The organism is Novosphingobium sp. (genome assembly GCF_965228995.1).
GTDB lineage: Bacteria > Pseudomonadota > Alphaproteobacteria > Sphingomonadales > Sphingomonadaceae > Novosphingobium.
This window is the reverse complement of the sequence record NZ_OZ245852.1, coordinates 2,275,592-2,293,356: the sequence shown is the minus strand read 5'-3', so window position 1 is coordinate 2,293,356 and position 17,765 is coordinate 2,275,592. Positions and strand designations below refer to the sequence as shown.

General features: G+C 63.9%; 13 protein-coding genes. 10 read left to right on the top strand and 3 right to left on the bottom strand.

All coding sequences use genetic code 11. The features are described 5' to 3' along the window. Positions 1-12 precede the first annotated feature (12 nt). Complete coding sequence (locus ACO056_RS10665; RefSeq protein WP_421846500.1) at positions 13-768, bottom strand: SDR family NAD(P)-dependent oxidoreductase; 756 nt, start codon at positions 766-768, stop codon at positions 13-15. 337 nt (positions 769-1,105) lie between these two features. On the opposite strand from ACO056_RS10665, the gene ACO056_RS10660 reads away from it, so the two are divergent. From ACO056_RS10660 to ACO056_RS10630, 7 genes are all read left to right on the top strand, one after another. Then, positions 1,106-3,388, top strand: coding sequence for a TonB-dependent receptor (locus ACO056_RS10660; protein WP_421846498.1), 2,283 nt, complete (start codon positions 1,106-1,108; stop codon positions 3,386-3,388). Positions 3,389-3,406: 18 nt separating this feature from the next. Continuing rightward, positions 3,407-4,150 carry an SDR family NAD(P)-dependent oxidoreductase gene (locus ACO056_RS10655; RefSeq protein ID WP_421846496.1) on the top strand — a complete coding sequence of 248 codons (744 nt, stop codon included), beginning with the start codon at positions 3,407-3,409 and terminating at the stop codon, positions 4,148-4,150. Next, positions 4,138-5,166, top strand: a complete 1,029-nt coding sequence (locus ACO056_RS10650) for a phosphotransferase family protein (protein WP_421846494.1) — start codon at positions 4,138-4,140, stop codon at positions 5,164-5,166. The genes ACO056_RS10655 and ACO056_RS10650 overlap by 13 nt, the downstream gene beginning before the upstream one ends. Positions 5,167-5,174: 8 nt before the next feature. Next, a complete protein-coding gene (locus ACO056_RS10645) occupies positions 5,175-6,809 on the top strand; it encodes a long-chain fatty acid--CoA ligase (protein ID WP_421846492.1) in 1,635 nt (544 codons plus the stop codon). An 8-nt stretch (positions 6,810-6,817) separates the two neighbouring features. Continuing rightward, positions 6,818-7,468: a TetR/AcrR family transcriptional regulator gene (locus ACO056_RS10640; RefSeq protein WP_421846490.1), complete on the top strand. Its 651-nt coding sequence runs from the start codon at positions 6,818-6,820 to the stop codon at positions 7,466-7,468. 260 nt (positions 7,469-7,728) lie between these two features. Beyond that, complete coding sequence (locus ACO056_RS10635; protein ID WP_421846488.1) at positions 7,729-8,841, top strand: class II histone deacetylase; 1,113 nt, start codon at positions 7,729-7,731, stop codon at positions 8,839-8,841. 180 nt (positions 8,842-9,021) lie between these two features. Continuing rightward, positions 9,022-10,530, top strand: coding sequence for a flavin-containing monooxygenase (locus ACO056_RS10630; protein ID WP_421846486.1), 1,509 nt, complete (start codon positions 9,022-9,024; stop codon positions 10,528-10,530). A gap of 30 nt (positions 10,531-10,560) precedes the next feature. Here the strand turns inward: ACO056_RS10630 and ACO056_RS10625 are convergent, their stop codons facing one another. Then, complete coding sequence (locus ACO056_RS10625) at positions 10,561-11,862, bottom strand: helix-turn-helix domain-containing protein (protein ID WP_421846484.1); 1,302 nt, start codon at positions 11,860-11,862, stop codon at positions 10,561-10,563. Between the two features lie 47 nt (positions 11,863-11,909). On the opposite strand from ACO056_RS10625, the gene ACO056_RS10620 reads away from it, so the two are divergent. The 3 genes from ACO056_RS10620 (at position 11,910) to ACO056_RS10610 (ending at position 17,021) form a co-directional block, all read left to right on the top strand. Further along, entirely contained in the window at positions 11,910-12,836 is a 927-nt protein-coding gene (locus tag ACO056_RS10620) for an alpha/beta hydrolase (RefSeq protein ID WP_421846482.1), read from the top strand. Positions 12,837-12,891: 55 nt separating this feature from the next. Continuing rightward, entirely contained in the window at positions 12,892-15,366 is a 2,475-nt protein-coding gene (locus ACO056_RS10615; protein ID WP_421846480.1) for a TonB-dependent receptor, read from the top strand. A gap of 92 nt (positions 15,367-15,458) precedes the next feature. Continuing rightward, on the top strand, positions 15,459-17,021 hold the full coding sequence (locus ACO056_RS10610) for a fatty acyl-CoA synthetase (RefSeq protein WP_421846478.1): 1,563 nt from the start codon (positions 15,459-15,461) through the stop codon (positions 17,019-17,021). On the opposite strand, the gene ACO056_RS10605 is transcribed toward ACO056_RS10610, so the two are convergent. Further along, a complete protein-coding gene (locus ACO056_RS10605) occupies positions 17,018-17,758 on the bottom strand; it encodes an SDR family oxidoreductase (protein ID WP_421846476.1) in 741 nt (246 codons plus the stop codon). The two genes, ACO056_RS10610 and ACO056_RS10605, sit on opposite strands and share 4 nt — an antisense overlap. Positions 17,759-17,765 lie beyond the last annotated feature (7 nt).

Genomic DNA, 17,765 nt, shown 5'->3' with positions numbered 1-17,765 from the left:
TTACTCACCTTTTCAGCAACCTGCATACCAGCCCCCATCGACCCACAGCTCCGCGCCCGTGATGTAGCGCGCCTCGTCCGAGGCGAGGAACAGCGAGGCATGGGCAATGTCCATCGGTTCGCCGACCACGCCCATGGGGATCGAAGCCTTGATCGCGGCGTCCTGCTCGGGTGTGATATCGCCGAGGATCGGAGTGCGGATCTGGCCGGGGAAGATCGTGTTCACACGCACGCCCTGCTTCACGAACTCGAGCGCGGCGCCCTTGCCCATGACACGCACGGCGGCCTTGGAGGCATGGTAGCTGATCGCGCCCGGGCTGCCGATGAGGCCATAGAGCGAGGAGATGTTGACGATGGCGGAACCCGTACCGGCCTTGACCAGCTCGGGAGCACCGGCCTTCATGCCGTAGAACACCCCGGTCTGGTTGACCGCGACCATCTTGGCCCAGCCTTCGGGTGTTTCATCCACGATCCCGCCGGGGTGGAAGATGCCGGCGTTGTTCACCAGCGTCGTCAGCTTGCCGAAAGTCGCCACGGTGTGCGCTACCGCCGCCTGCCAGCTGGCAAGGTCGGTCACGTCGAGCCGGGTGAAGGCAGCATCACCGCCCGCATCCTTTATCTTGCCGACAACGTCCGCGCCGAGCGCTTCCTGCAAGTCGCCGATCAGCACCTGCGCGCCTTCGCGGGCGTAGAGCATGGCCTGGGCTTCACCGAGTCCGCTCGCACCGCCGGAAATGAGCGCCACTTTGCCCTCGAGCCTGCCGCTCATTGGACCTCTCCCTTGTTCGTTATGGTGCCTTGTGGACCACATTTACTAGTTTCAGACAAGCAAAATTTGCAGCGTACGGATCACTTCGAGCCGGCGGCATCCCAGCATTAGTGCCAAAAATACTCGCCCAATCCACAGCCTCACTGATTCCACGCCCAACCTCAGTCGCAATATAACTTGTTCGGGTATAGCAAGTTTGATAGAACCGCCGCAGGCAACGAGGTCCGCTGCGCGTCGGGAAGGAGAATCCCCCGCCCCATCGCGCAAGAATCAGGATGCCGTCGCCGAGGATAATGTGGCCGCGCCAAAAGAGCGCGGCATGAGAGGGAGAGACGGGATGAGCATGTCGGTAAAGGCAATGCGCGCGCTTCTGGCGGCGTCTATTTCAGCCGCCGGTCTGGTCGCGGGCCAAGCCCACGCCCAGCAGGCCGGTACGAGCCAAGCAAGCGCCAGCGAAGCGAATGAGGGCCTCGAGGCCATCGTGGTGACCGCGCGCAAGCGCACGGAAAACCTCCAGAACGTGTCTTCCTCGGTCAGCGCGCTCAGCCTCACCGATCTTGGAAAGCGCTTCGATTCGGACGTGCGCGATTTTGCCAACTCCGCGCCCAACGTGCTCATCGACGATACCCAGCAGGGCCCCGGCGGCGTGGCCGCCATCTACATCCGCGGCGTGGGCGTGGCCGACGTCGAGAAGTCGGTTGATCCCGCAGTCGGCGTGGTGATCGACGATATCTACCTCGGCCAGAGCTCGGGCAGCCTGCTGAAGGCCATCGACGTCGACCGCGTCGAAGTGCTGCGCGGGCCGCAGGGCACGCTGTTTGGCCGCAATGCGACCGGCGGCGTGATCAATCTCGCCCGCTCGCGTCCAACGCAAGACCTCACTGGCAAGGTGCGCGGCACCTATTCAAGCTTCGACACCTACGATTTTCAGGGCGTTGTCAGCTTCGGCCTCGCGCCCAATGTCGCGCTCAAGGTCTCGGGCGCCTACAATTCGTCCGACGGCTATATCTTCAACAAGACCTTCAACCAGCCGGGCCAGAAATCGGACTTCCGCGCCATCGGCGGCCAGCTGCTGCTGACCCCCACCCCCGCGCTCGAAATCAGCCTCAGCTACGATCACCAGCTTACCCGGCAGGATCCGCCGCAGCTTTCTGCGCTGACCAAGCCGACCGATCTGTTCTGCGCGGCGTACAAGTATTGCTCGCCCACTCCGGACCAGCCGATCACTGGCGACCGCTATGTCAGCATCAGCAATGCGCCCGTCAACAAGAGCGCGCGCTTCCAGCTCGACATGGCGATCGGCAAGGTCAAGTACGAGCTCGGGAACAACCTCGATTTCGAGTACATCCTCGGCTACCTGAAGACCAAGGAATCGATCAACCAGGACTTCGATTCCACCCCGCAGACGCTCTACCACACCGATCGTCCGGCTCGCTGGCGGCAGGTCACCAACGAGGCCCGCATCGTGATGGGCGGAAATGGCCCGCTCACCTTCGTGCTCGGCGGTTACCAGTGGTTCTCGAAGTACACCATCAACCTCAAGAACTACATCGGCTTTGCCGGCCCGCCGTTGCTCACCAGCGCGCAGGACGTGACCCAGACGACGAAGTCCTGGGCCGGTTACTTCGAGGGTGACTACAAGATCACCGACAAGCTCAAGCTCACGCTCGGCGGCCGTTACACGCACGACACCAAGACCACGCAGGTCAACGACAAGACCATCTACATTTACGGCACGCTCGAAGAGAAGAACCCGATTGTGACGCTCCCGCCGGTGGCCGGGGTCAATATCGTGATGCCCACGCCCATTCAGGCGAGCTGGTCGAAATTCACGCCCAAGGTGAGCCTCAGCTACAACTGGACGCCCGACGTGATGACGTATGCGCTGTGGTCGCGCGGCTATCGCGGCGGCGGGTTCAACGGTCGTCCCGCCACGATCGGCGCTGCCACCACGCCCTACAATCCCGAGACACTCGACAACTATGAACTGGGCTTCAAGACCCAGTTCCTGAATGACAAGATCCGCCTCAACGGCGCCTTCTACCTGATGAAATACAAGGACATGCAGCAGGACCTCGACGTGCCGGCCCCCGGCACCTCGACCGGGCGCGAGAACCGTACGATCAACGCCTCGAAGGCCGATCTCAAGGGTATCGAGCTCGACCTGACCGCGCGCGTCACCTCCAGCCTGACCATTGGCGGCAACCTCGGGTACCTGGATTCCAAGTACAAGGACTTCTTCGGGGACATCTACAGCACCGGCACGCCGGTCGATGCAACGTTCCTCAAGATCCGCCGCGCGCCGCGCTGGACCTGGGATCTGCGCGCCTCGTATGAAAACAACGTTGGCCCCGGCACGCTGATGGTCAACGCCGAACTGCACCACATCGGCGCGCACGAGCTGACGTTCCTCAACAACCCCAACTTGCGCAATCCTGCCCAGAACCTGCTGGACGCCTCGATCAGCTACAAGATCAACAAGACGATGATCAGCGTGTTCGGCAAGAACCTCATCGACGAGAACGGCTGGACCATTGGCTACGACGTCCAGAACGTCTGGAGCTATGGCGCGCCGCGGCCGCCTCGTTCGTGGGGCGTTGCGGTCACCCAGACGTTCTGATCCGGAGCTGCAAGCAACATGGTGCAGGTTCCTGCCGGATCCCGGCCTGATGCCCGCCGCTGGCTGGTGACCGGGGCATCGCGCGGCATTGGCCACGCGGTCGCCTCGCTCGCCGCCAGCCGGGGCGAGCGGGTCTGCATCGTTGGCCGCGATCCCGGCATTGCGGGGATCGCGGACGCGATCGAGGGAGACGTCTTCGGCATATCCGCCGATGTCACCAGCGCAAGCGACGTTGCGCGCATCGCCGCCGAAGTCGAAGCGCGCTGGGGCGGGCTTGATGTGCTTGTCAACAATGCCGGCCTGCATCGCGGCGGCGGGCTCGACCGGATCGCGGACGAGGACTGGGAAGCAACGCTCGCCACCAATCTGTCCGCCCCGATGCGGATGGTCCGGGCGCTCTCGGGCCTGATGCCCGAAGGCGGATCGGTGGTGAATGTCGGCGCGGTCGTCGGCTTCCGGGGCTTTCCCGGCGACAGCTGTTACGGCGCTTCCAAGGCGGGGCTCACCGGCCTCACTCGCGTGCTCGCGGTCGAGCTCGCGCGGCGGCAGATCCGGGTCAACATGGTCGTGCCCGGTTTCGTCCAGACCGAGATGACCGCCACCATTTCAGACCGCGCGCGCAAGGCGATCATTAGCCGCATCCCGCTTCAGCGCATGGGCACGACCCAGGAAATGGCCGATGTGTGCTGGTGGGTCGCGAGCGCACCCTACATGACCGGGTCCGTCGTGTTCACCGACGGAGGCCTGATGTGCAACCTGTAGATGCCGAGAGGCGCCTGCAGGCATGGCTGGCCGAAGCGACCGGGCGCGACGACGTTACGCTCGGCCCGCTGCTCACCGGCGGCAATTCCAACGTCACGCGCCTGATCGAGACCCGCGAAGGCCGGCTCGTGCTGCGCCACCCGCCGGTCAACGTGATATCGGACAAGGCCGCCGCCGGGATCGAGCGCGAGTACCGCGTGATCTCCGCGCTCGCGGGCCGCGCGCCCGTGCCCAAGGCGGTGGCATGGTGCAGCGATACCGACGTGATCGGCCAGCCTTTTGCGGTGACCGAATGGGTCGAGGGTGTTGCGCTGACCGAACACCTCCCTGCCGGTTGGCCGGATACCGACGAGACCGTGAACCAGCTCGGCCTCGCAATGGTCGAAGGCATCGGGCACGTTCATGCCGTGGATTGGCAGGACGTACTGCCCGCAGACTTTGCGCGGCCGGAGGGCTTCGTCCAGCGGCAAGTCGAACGCTGGCTGAAGGTGCGTGCGGCGGACCGCGTGCGCGATCTTCCGCTGCTGGAAGAAATCGGCGCCTGGCTCCTTGCCAACCAGCCCGCTGCGGGCCGCGCCAGCGTGATTCACTGCGATTTCCATCTCGACAACTGCCTGGTCGCGCCGGACCGGCCGGAGCTTCGTGTCATTCTCGATTGGGAGATGGCGACGCTGGGTGATCCGCTCATCGATTTGGGCCTCTGCCTGTTCTTCTGGCAGCGCGATCCGGCGGCTGAACTCGGCTTTCCCTTTGTGCAGGGCCTGACCAACCGCCCGGGCGCCCTCCCCGCACGCGCGCTCGCCGAGCATTGGTCCGCCGTCACCGGTTTCGGCCACGAGCACATCGACTACTACATCGTCTTCGCTGCCTGGCGCCTCGCCGCCATTGTCGAGGGCGCCTGGGTGCTTCACGCGCGCGGCAAGGAAGACAGCGCCTATTCGCGCGGCCTCGAGCGCGATGTGCCCGCCCTGCTGAAAGAGGCGGCAGCGATCCTCGAGAAGGGGAAAGTCCGGTGAGATCGACAATGATGGATCATCCGCTGTCGACGCAGATGATCTTCGATCGCGGCGAACGCCTGTTCGGCGCCAGTCAGGTTCTCTCGTTCGACGGCACCGCCATGCAGACGCGCAGTTTCGCCGGGACCGCCCGCCGCGCCCGCCAGCTCGCGGGTGCGCTTGCCGCGCTGGGTGCGCCGTTCGGCGAGCCGGTCGCGACCTATTGCTGGAATAATCCTGCACATCTCGAAGCCTATCTGGCGATCCCGGCGATGGGCGCGGTCCTCCACACGCTCAACGTGCGCCTGCCGGCCGAGCAGATTCACTACATCATGACCCATGCCGCAGACCGCGCACTGATCGTCGATGCGGTCCTGCTCCCTGCGGTTGCGCCTGTGCTGGGAAAATGCCCGGCGCTCGACCACGTGATCGTCGTGGGCGAGGCTCCCGCTGTGATCGAGGGTTTTGGCGGGACGGTCCACAGCTACGAGGACCTGATTGCCGCCGCCGCACCGATGACAGCGTGGCCCGAGCTTATCGAGAACGATGCTGCAGCGATCTGCTACACCTCGGGCACCACCGGACTGCCCAAGGGCGTCGCATATTCGCACCGCTCGGTATTTCTGCACAGCCTGGCCTCGATGGCGGCGGATACCTTTGCCATCTCGAACCGTGACCGCATCCTCATGGTCCCGCCGATGTTCCATGCCAATGCCTGGGGCATGCCCTATTCCGGCTGGCTGGCAGGCAGCGACCTGATCCTCCCCGGCCCGCACCTCCAGAGCGCGCATCTTGCCCGCCTCATCGCGCAGGAGCGGCCCACACTGATGGCTGCGGTGCCGACGATCCTTAACGATCTGCTCCAGGCCCACGCCACTGCGCCGCTCGATCTCTCCTCGTTCCGGACCATCGTCTCGGGCGGCTCGGCGGTTTCCGCGAGCCTCATCGAACGGGTCAAGGCGGCATGGGGCGTCGATGTCGTGCAAGGCTGGGGCATGACCGAAACGAGCCCGATGTGCGTGCTCTCGTTCCCCCCGCGCGAGACGGGGCCGGAAGGCGAAACCCCGTGGCGCGCCAAGGCGGGGAGGCCCGTTCCCGGGATGGAGGTGCGCATCGTCGATGACGACGACCGCCGCCTGCCCGAGGACGGCAAGGCCATGGGCCATTTGCAGCTGCGTGGGCCTTGGGTGACGGGCGGGTATCTTCACGAAGGGTCGGAAGGGTCGCGCCTCACCGAAGATGGCTGGCTGCGCACCGGCGATGTCGGGCGGATCGATACGCTCGGCTTTGTCGAAGTGACCGACCGCGCCAAGGACCTTATCAAGTCGGGCGGCGAGTGGATTTCCTCTGCCGATCTCGAAAACGGCATCGCCGCACTGCCCGGCGTTGCCGAAGCGGCTGTCTTCGCGATCCCCGATTCGCGCTGGGAAGAACGCCCGCTTGCCGTGGTGGTCCCGGCGCCCGGTGCGAAACTTGTCCCCGCCGCATTGCGCTCTGGCCTCCGCGAGCGGTTTGCCAGATTCATGATACCCGAGTATTGGGCACATGCGGACTTCATCCCGAGGACAAGTGTCGGCAAGTTCGACAAGAAGACACTCAGGGAGCAGTTCGACGCCGGAGGGATGACTGTCATCGTGGAAACTGGGTTCACCTCCGGAGACTAGGATTGAACGTGAATATCTCATCTCCCGGCGAACTACCGGTCGAGCGCCCGAGGCTGACCCAGGGCGAACGCACCGCACTTTCTGACGCACGCATGTTCGAGGCGGCGATGCACCTGATCGTCGAACTCGGCACGCATAACACCACGCTCAAGGAAGTGGGCGAGCGCGCGGGCTACAGCCGCGGCCTTGCCAGCAACCGTTTCGGCTCCAAGGAAACGCTGTTCGGCTTCCTGGTGCGGGACTTCAACGAGAAGTGGGCCGCCGAACTGCGCCGCTTCGTCGGCAAGAACACCGGGCTCGCGGCCATCGAGGGCGCGCTCGATGCGGTGGAGTTCTTCCTGCTCAACCGCACCAAGCAGATGCAGGCGATGTATATCCTGTGGTTCGAATCGATCAGCAGCTACCCGCTGGTCCGTCGCCGCCTCGCCGCCAACCACATCGCCTACCGCAAGGATACCGCGCGCTGGCTGGCGCAGGCGATCAGCGACGGTGAAGTGCGGCCCGAAGTCGACCCCGAAAGCTTCGCGGTCGAATTCAGCGCCTTCATCTTCGGACTCGTTTACCAGTGGCTGGCCAATCCTTCGGCGATTAATCTCCACACCCTGATGCAGCACTACCGCGACAACACGATCCGCATGCTGCGGCGTCCCTCCGTCTGACGGAAGCTCCGGCAGAGCCTGCCCGTTCCGCAAAATGGCCTGTTCGGCCAAGCCAGAGAGCTCTGGTCAGCCGCCATATGCCGCCTTGAACAATTCGGGCAGATGCGGGCTCCGCTACGGAAGCGCCCCGGTTGCCAATCACCGTGTTCCCGGAACAGATCCGGAAAGGCTACATCGGCCGGCGAGAAGCACCACGCCAAGGTGCCGCCAGCATCCAAGGCGGGGGAGCCATATTCCCTGCGAAGCGAGGGAGAGACCCAATGAGCGATGCGACCTTGTTCCTGACCGACGAACGAACCTTCTGGCACTGCACCGGCGTTCAGGCGCTGTTCTTTCCGATCGGTGACTGGGTTGAGCCGCCTTCGGGCAGCTATGGCGCCGATACACCGGCATCGAAGCGCCGACTGCTCAATCTCGTCCGTGCCGCCGGGCTCGATCAACATCTTGAGGTGCGCAGCGCTGCGCCGGCTACGCGCGAGGATCTGCTGCGTATCCATCCCGCCAGCTACATCGACGAATTCAAGCGGGTGAGCGACGCCGGTGGCGGCGAGCTCGGCCTTTTTGCCCCGTTCAGCAAGGGCGGCTTCGAACTCGCGGCGCTTTCTGCCGGCCTCGCCATTGAGGCCGTGGACGCGGTCGTCGCAGGCCGCGCGCGCAATTCCTATGCGCTGTGCCGTCCGGCAGGGCACCACTGCCTTGCCGATCAGCCGATGGGCTTCTGCCTGCTTGCCAATATTCCCATCGCCATCGACGCCGCCAAGGCGCGGCACGGCCTCGGCAAAGTCGCGGTGGTCGATTGGGACGTGCACCATGGCAATGGCACGCAGAGCATCTTCTACGACCGCGGCGATGTGCTGACGATCTCGATCCATCAGGATCGCTGCTTCCCGCCGGGCTACACCGGCCATGAGGATCGCGGCGAAGGCGAAGGGCTTGGCGCCAATCTCAACGTGCCGCTCCCCGCTGGCAGCGGGCACGAGACGTACTTGAGGGCGCTGGACCGCGTGGTGATCCCGGCGCTGCAGCGTTATCAACCCGATCTCATCGTCATCGCCAGCGGCCTCGATGCCAATGCGGCCGATCCTCTCGCCCGGCAGATGCTGCATTCCGAGAGCTACCGCGAGATGACCGAGCGCATGATCAAGGTGGCGGACGAACTGTGCGGGGGGCGGCTCGCCGTGATCCACGAGGGCGGCTATTCCGAAGCCTATGTGCCGTTCTGCGGCCTTGCGCTGATCGAGGCGCTGTCGGGCGTCCGGACCGAAGTCGTCGATCCTGAGATGGACTTCTTCGGCCCGCAGCAACCGAACGAGCGCATGCTCGCGTTCCACTTCGAACTGATCGAGGAAATGCGCGCAGGCGCCGGGCTCTGACGCCCCCGGGCCGGTTCCCAACGAGCCGGCCCGCCTCACTCACATGAATCATGAATGGCGGGCCGGGCCAGTTAGTTGGCGGCTCGCGACGTTGCATCAGACGCCGTCTTGGCGAAATTCTCATGGCATAACCGGCGCGATGCCTGTCGCAGCCGGGCATTGGCCGAATGGGAGCGTGATGTGACCGAAGTAATGGAAAGACCACAGCAGAGTTCGGGCGCCGCGACGCAGGATTTCGATGTCCTGATCGTGGGTGCCGGCATCTCCGGCATCGGCAGCGCCTATCACCTCAAGACCCAGAACCCCGACAAAAGCTTCGTCATGCTCGAAGCCAAGGACGATATCGGCGGTACCTGGCACACGCACAAATACCCCGGCGTCCGCTCGGATTCCGACCTTTATACCTTCGGCTACCGGTTCAAGCCCTGGGTCGGCCCGCCGATCGCCACGGCCGAGGAAATCCGCAAGTACCTGCGCGATGTGCTCGCCGAAAACGATATCGGCAGCGCGATCCGTTTCGGCACGCTGATCACACGCTGTTCGTGGTCCACCGCCGACAAGCTCTGGACGGTCGAGACGAAGCTGACCGACGGTTCGGAGGGCCCGACCTATCGCGCGAACTTCCTGTGGATGTGCCAGGGGTACTATGACCACCAGAACCCCTACCTGCCTGACTGGCCGGGCATGGCGGACTACAAGGGCCTGCTCGTCCACGCGCAGAAGTGGGACGACAGCATCGACTACGCCGGCAAGGAAGTCGTCGTCATTGGCTCAGGCGCGACCGCCGCGACGGTGATCCCGGTCCTCGCCGACAAGGCAAAGCATGTCACCATGCTGCAGCGTTCGCCGACGTACTTCTACTGCTATCCCAACCGCAGCGATCTTGCCGACCGGCTGCGCGAAATCGGCGTGGACGAGGACACCGTGCACCGCTGTGTGCGGCTCGATTACCTCCACAACCTCAAGATGCTCGACCACCGCGCGCGGGCCGAACCGGATCTGGTGTTCGAGGAACTCAAGGAACTGATCCGCCAATATGCCGGGCCGGATTTCCAGTTCGAGCCCCACTTCACGCCGCGCTATCGCCCCTGGCAGCAGCGCCTGGCGTTCATCCCCGATGGCGACATGTTCGAGCGCATCCGCGACGGCAAGGTGACTGCGATCACCGATACCATCGACCATTTCACGGCGGACGGGATCAAGCTCGGCTCGGGCGATGAGCTGAAGGCGGACATCGTCATGGCAGCCACCGGCTTCAAGCTGCTGATGATGGGCGGCATCGAATTCGAGGTGGACGGCAAACCCATCGATTGGTCGGAGAAGGCGACCTACCGCGGCATGATGTTCGAAGGCGTGCCCAACATGGTGTGGGTGTTCGGCTATTTCCGCGCAGCATGGACGCTGCGGGTTGATCTGCTGGGCGATTTCGTCTGCCGCATGCTGCGCCACATGGACGAAAAAGGCGCGAGCGAAGTCAACATCGTGGTGCCGCCCGCCCTTGCACACGAGCCTCTGCTGCCATGGATCGAAGACGACAACTTCAATCCGAGCTACCTGATGCGCGACATGGACAAGCTGCCGAAGCGCCTTGGCGAACAGCCCGAATGGCGCCACACGCAAGACTACTGGCGCGAGGCGGAGGATATTCCCGCGATCAATCTCGAAGGCGCCGAGTTCGCCTATAGCTGAGGCGGCCGAGCAGGACCGGTCAGGCAGGCCTCAGGCGGGACGCGCGTTCCTGGCCTGGGCCTGCCGCCGGTATTCCAGCGCCCCCATGCCCGACCAGCGCTTGAACGCGCGGGAGAAGCTTGAGGGTTCGGCAAACCCGACCGCGACGGCAATCTGCTCGATCGCCATATGGCCATCCATCAGCAATTCCCGCGCGCGGCTGTAGCGTGCCTCATCGATCATCGCCGAGAAGCGCGTGCCTTCTTCGGCCAGCCGGCGGTGCAGCGTCCGCTCTGATAGCGCGAGCATGCGGGCCGCTTCACCGGCAGTGGGAAAATCGCTGTTGCTGCGGCTGAGCCGCGCGGCCAGCCGCCCCTTGATTGTGCCATCGATCTGGGCGCGGCGCAGCATCGTATCGCAGCGAGAACTGTAGAGCGTGACGAGATCGTTGTCGGCCATCGGCAGCGGAAGATTGGCGGCGCCCGGCAGGAACAGCCACTGGGTCTGATCCGCGTTGAACTGCACGGGGCATGGGAAATGGCGCTGTTGCTGCGCCCAGTCCGGCGGAGGCGGCGTAGTCAACGTCACGCGCTCAAGTGGCAGTTCGCCGCCCATGACGTCCGCAATCAATGTCCGGATCGCGCCAAGGTCGCGGTAATGCGTAAAATCATGCAGCGGCTCGGCCAGCTCGCCGCAGCTGCCGATCAGTGCGCAGGCGCCATTGGGGGCTGAGGCATAGCGGTAATTGATCAGAGAATAGGTGAGCGACTGGCAACGGCACGCGATCTGCAGCGCCTCGCCCAGCGTGCGCGCGGTGATCATCGCAAGACCAAGCTCGCCATATTTGATCGCACGGTAGCGCAGGCCGACGTCGAACCAGATATTGCGTGAACTCGTTGTGCAGGCGGCGAACGACTTTTGCAGCTGCAATTCTTCCTGCGCCAGCAGCTGGCCGGAGTAGGCGTCGAACCGAACCGGCCGCACATGACTGCTGCGGCAGAAATCATCCCAATCAACCCTGGTCTCGCTCGCCAAGGCACTGCGCATGATCCGCGCGCTCAGATCCGGCAACGTCGCGTAGAGTGCATTGGAGTCCATGCCCCATCCCCTCGTGATTGACCTTGTCTGGCCCTTATAGCGCGAAGGTAGCGGGCGCTGGCCACATCCGTCAATAACTTGGCGCGCAGCGTCATGGCGCGGCATCGTCTGTTCGCCTAACTTTCCCGATACATGCATGAGAAATTCGGGGATATTGTTATTTTTCATATGTTTGCTGCGGTATTGGGTCAAATCGGACCCGGCAGTGCGGATCGAGCCGTAATGCGGCCATCCGGCGTCGGCGCCCGCGCTCATGCATCTGGCGGGCGGGATGTGTCTTTGCAGATGGCAGGAGCCTCTTGATGGAACAACCGTTTGTCTTGCCTGAAACCGCGGCTGTGCTGGCCGGAATAGCCGAGCAGGGCGGCCCGCACCTCGCCGACATGTCGGCAGCGGACATGCGCGCGACCTATCTGGCAATGGGCGGCCTGTTTGATGCACCGCCCGAACCCGGCGTGCGCTGGGCCGATCTCGATGGCGGCCCCTGCCCGCTGCGCGCCTATTTCCCCGGCGACGCCGTAGCGGGCCCTGTCGTGCTCTATATGCACGGCGGCGGCTGGGTGATCGGCGATCTCGACACGCATCATCCTGTCTGCACGACAATCGCAGCAATCACCGGCTTGCGCGTGGTCGCGGTGGATTACCGTATGGGGCCGGAAGATCCCTTCCCCGCCAGCCATGACGATTGCGTCGCAGCGGCCCGGTTCGTTCTGGGCAGCCCGGATGCGCTTGAAGCACCGGTTACCGGCCTCGCAACGGCGGGAGACAGTGCGGGCGGCAATCTGGCACTTCATGTGGCAATCGTGCTTGGCCCGGAGACGGTGAAGGCGCAGCTTCTGGTCTATCCCTGGCTCGATTGCACGGCGCCTGATCGCGGCTCCTACGAGGCTTTCGGCGAAGGCTTTATCCTGGATGCCAAGCTGCTGGCCCGATTTGCTGCGGACTACCTGCCCGCGGACGGAATGGCAGCCGGCGCGGCAGCATCGCCCTTGCTGCACCCGCTTCCTGCCGAGCTTCCGCCCGCGGTCATTCTCACCGCCGGGCTGGATCCCTTGCGCGATCAGGGCCGGGCCATGGCTGGCCGGATGGCGGATGCCGGGATGGAAGTGCACTTCATGGAAGCGAAAGGCCTGATCCACGGCCTTGCCACCATGCGAGCCGCCTTCCCCACGGCCGACCGCATCCTGCGGCGCGCGATCAACACTTTTGCGGATTTGCTCCGAAGCTGACCACCGAAATCAACGCCAAAAAACAACGATAAACGAAACATCAGAGGAGAGGGAAATGAACAAGATCCGGCGCAGCATGCTTGCTGCTTCCACTGCAATCGGCATCGCCAGCATGGCGCAGGCCGCCTATGCGGCTCCCGCCCCCGCCCCCGAAGCGGCTAACGCGGATGCAGCTCCTGTCGGCGAAATCATCGTGACGGCGAACAAGCGCAACGAAAACATCAGCAAGGTCGGTGCGAGCATCGCTGCGTTCGACACCTCGCTGCTCGAACGCCGGAATATCAACAAGGCCGAAGACCTCGTCAAATACATCCCGGGCATGGCGCTCGCGCCCTCGACCCATGGCACCCCGGTCTACACCCTGCGCGGCATCGGCTACAACGCCGACGCGCTGGGCGTCTATCCGGCGGTCAGCGTCTCGATGGACCAGGCGCCGCTCACCTTCCCGGTCCTCGCCGGCCACTCACTCTATGACCTTGAGCGCGTCGAAGTTCTGAAGGGCCCGCAGGGCACCCTGTTCGGCCAGAACTCGACCGGCGGCGCGATCAACTATGTCGCTGCCAAGCCGACCAAGGAACTCCAGGCCGGCTTCAATCTCGACTATGGCCGCTTCAACGAGATCCACGGCACTGCCTTCATCAGCGGGCCGGTCAGCGAAACGCTGGGTATGCGGCTGGCCATCGATGCGGCGCATCGCGACGCCTGGCAGTACAACTTCCTCGACCCGAAGCAGAAGAACGGCACGCAGAATTACGTTGCCGCGCGCTTCATCACCGATTGGCAGGCCAGCGACAAGCTGAAGTTCGAACTGAACCTCAACGGGTCGGTCGACCGCTCGGAGCCGCAAGCCCTGCAGATCATCGCTTCGGTTCCATCAGTCCCCTCTGCGCCGTCGTTTGCGGAATTGAATGCGCCGTTCACGCCGCAGAACCTGCGCGCCGCCAGCTGGACCACGGTCGCGCGCATCCCGGGCCCGCTGACCGGTGGCCTGCCGTTCCCGCTGAGCCCTGCCCCGGGCTATACGCCGGGCTTCCAGTACGCGACCCCGCCTGCCGTTCCCTCGGGCGACCGCACCCTGTTCCAGGCGATCCTGCGCGCTGACTTCCAGGTGAGCGACAGCATCGCGATCACCTCGATCACCGGCTACAACCGCCTGAGCCAGAAAATGTCGTTCGACCTCGACGGTTCGCCTTACGAGATGGTCGACGCCCCGCGCGATGACGGCACGATCGACGACTTCTCGCAGGAACTGCGCATCTCGAACGCCGCATCTCCGGGCCAGAAGTTCCGCTGGACGCTGGGCGGCAACTACAACCACAGCAAGGTCAACGAGATTCAGGACATCACCTATGGTGACAACTCGCTGTCCAATGCGGGTACTGCCTGGATTCACATCAGCACCGTCGACAGCCGGGGCAAGATGGACAACATCGCGGCCTTCGCCAACGGCGAGTACGACCTGACCGACCAACTCACCTTCAAGGCCGGGATCCGCTACACCCATTCGCTCAACCACGAGAGCATGTGCAACAACGACGCCGCGCCCGACCAGCGCGTTTCGGTGCTGTTCGGCCTCGGCCTCAACAATTCGGGGAAGTGCTACTCGTTCTTCCCGGATTTCACGAACGGCAAGCCCTACCTCGGCCGTCTCGCGGAGAACAACGTGTCGTGGCGGGCAGGCCTCGACTTCAAGCCGACCAGCGATCTCTTGGTCTACGCCAACGTTTCGCGCGGCTTCAAGGCCGGCAGCTTCCCGGTGATCACCGGTGCAACGGTCGACGTGTTCGCCCCTGCGCGGCAGGAGCGGGTCACCTCGTATGAAGGCGGCTTCAAGGCCAAGTTCATGAACAATACGATCTCGTGGACCGGTGCGATCTTCTATCAGGATTACAAGGACAAGCAGATCCAGGGCACCGTCGATACCGCCCTGTTCGGCCTGCTCCAGCGCCTCGACAACGTGCCCAAGTCGCACATCTTCGGCGTGGAAACCGACCTTATCGTCCGCCCGGTGTCGGGTCTGACGCTGACCGGTTCGGGCAGCTACCTCAAGACCAAGGTGGACTCCTACACCGCCACCACGGTCTTCGGTAACATCCTTGGCAGCGGATACGGCAGCGCCGGTACGCCGTACAACTTCGCCGGCAACCGCCTGCCCTTCGCACCGACGTGGAGCCTCACCGGCGACATCGATTACCGGGTCCCGATGGGCAATGGCGGAACCTTCTTCATCGGTGCCTCGGCGAACTATCGCTCGGACGTCGATGCCTATATCGCCGGCAGCACGCTGAAGATCCCGCCGGCGCCGTACCGCTCGACCAAGACCTATCCGTTCCGGATCGACGGCTACACCATCGTCGATGCCCGCATCGGCTATGATTTCCCCGGCGACCGCCTGAGCATCTCGGCCTGGGGCAAGAACGTGTTCAACAAGTTCAACGTCCAGAATATCATTTCCTACAACGACATCATCACCCAAGCGGTCGGCATGCCGACAACCTATGGTGTGTCGCTCAAGGTCAAGTGGAAGTAAGCACCTGATTCACAAGGGGGGAGCAGTGCCGGTGGCGCTGCTCCCTTTTTGCTGTGTAAAGTCCCCTCAACACCCCAGTTCCAAGGATTGCCATGCCTGCGGAAATGCATCCTGATCCGGTTATCACCCGCGCGCGGGCGCAGTCTCTGTCGGCCATGCTCGCCCGCTCGGCTGAGCGGCACGGCGAAAAGACCGCGATCATTTGCGGCGATGTGACGTGGAGCTATGCAGGCTTCCTCCGCGAGGTGGAGCGGCTCGCCTCCGGCCTCAAGCACCTCGGCGTGCAGGCGGGTGACCGCGTCGCGATCCTTGCGCGCAACAGCCACGCCTTCATCGCGCTGCGCTTCGCTATCGCGCGCGCCGATGCGGTGCTCGTGCCGATCAACTTCATGCTCAATGCCGAGGACGTGCGCTTCATCCTCGATCACTCCGGCGCCCGTGTCTTGTTCGTCGATGAGACCACGATGGAAACCGGCCTTGCGGCCCGAAGTGACGTGCTCGACCATGTTTTCGGCATCCCCGGCGAATGGGCGCCCTCACCTGCCGGCCTGCCCGCATGGACCGACCTGCTTTCGGACGAACCGATCGCCCCGCAGCAGCGCGGCGGCGAAGATCTCCTCCAGATCGTCTACACCAGCGGTACCGAATCCCGCCCCAAAGGCGCGATGCTTTCGCACAACGCCGTCTTGTGGGAATACCAGAGCTGCATCATCGATTGCGAGTGGACCCGCGATACGGTGGCGCTTCACGCAATGCCGCTGTTCCACTGCGCTCAGCTCGATTGCATGATCGGCCCCGCACTTCATGTCGGCACCACCAATGTCATCACCGGCTCGCCTGCTGCGGACAACGTGCTGCAGCTTCTGGTGCAGCATAAAGCGACGTCGTTTTTCGCGCCGCCAACCGTTTGGATTTCGCTCCTGCGTTCACCGCCCATGGAAACCTCAGATCTCTCGGCGCTGCAGAAAGGCTACTACGGCGCCTCGATCATGCCGGTCGAAGTGCTGCGCGAAATGAACGCACGGCTTCCACAGCTTCGCCTGTGGAACCTCTACGGCCAGACCGAGATTGCCCCTGTCGCAACAATCCTGTTTCCCGAAGAACATGCCGAGCGCCTTGGCTCCGCCGGCCGGCCAACGCTGCATGTAGAAACCAGCATCGTCGATGATGCGATGGAACCGGTTGCTCACGGCGAAGTGGGTGAGATCGTCCATCGCTCGCCGCAACTCCTCAGCGGCTACTGGAACGATCCCGCACGCACGGCAGAAGCCTTTGCCGGCGGCTGGTTCCACAGCGGCGATCTCGGCGTGGCGGACGCCCAGGGCTACATCACGGTGGTCGATCGCAAGAAGGACATGATCAAGACAGGCGGCGAAAACGTCGCCTCGCGCGAGGTCGAGGAAGTGCTGTATCGCCATCCTGCGATCAGCGAAGTGGCGGTCATCGGCATGCCCGATCCCAAGTGGATCGAGGCGGTGACGGCGGTGATCGTGCTGCGCGATGGCCATACGCTCGAGATGCCGGATGTGCTGGCGCACTGCGCCGATCACCTCTCCGCCTTCAAGGTCCCCAAGAAGGTCGTGTTCGCCGAGAACCTGCCGCGCAATGCGAGCGGCAAGATCCTCAAGCGCGAACTGCGGCTCTCACTGCTCTAGGCCGCCAGGTACGAACCTCCGGTCACGAACACGACCTGCCCCTGGATCATCGCTGCGGAAGGGCTCGCGAGATATTCGATCAGGCTGCAATAATCATCATCGACGACATTGCGCCCGCTCGGGCTGGCGGCGGCGGACTGGCGCATGATCTCCTCGGTCTGCGCACCGTAGACCTGCCGCAGCGCTTCGGTATCGACCGCGCTCGGCGCGACGCAATTGGCGCGAACGCCTAGCGGAGCGAGTTCGAACGCGAGGTAGCGGATCAGGCTCTCCGCCAGCGACTTGCCTGCACCGACGGCGGCGTAGTTCGGGATAACCGTCCGGCTGCCCCTGCTGGAAAGGAAGAACACCGTGCTCCCGCGCCGGAACAGTGGCACCGCGGCCTGCACCAGATAGACGAGCGCCGTGCCATTGAGGTTTATTGCTGCGGTGAAGGCGGCAGGATCGACGGTGAGTAGCGGTTCAGGGATCACAGTCACCGCGCAATGGACAAGCTGGTCAAGCTGGTCGGTTCTTGCCGCGACCGCCGCGACAACCGCCTTCGCGCCTTCCGGCGTGCTGACATCGCCCTGGATCAGATGGCAGCGTGCGCCCGCCGCTTCGATCTCCGCTTTCGCCTTGTCCGCAGCTGTCTGATCAGCGCGGAAGTTGAGAAAGACATCCGTATCGGGCTTGGCAAAGCGACGCGCGATCGCAAGGCCGATACCCTTGGTGCCGCCGGTGACAAGGATCGCCATCGCGCGC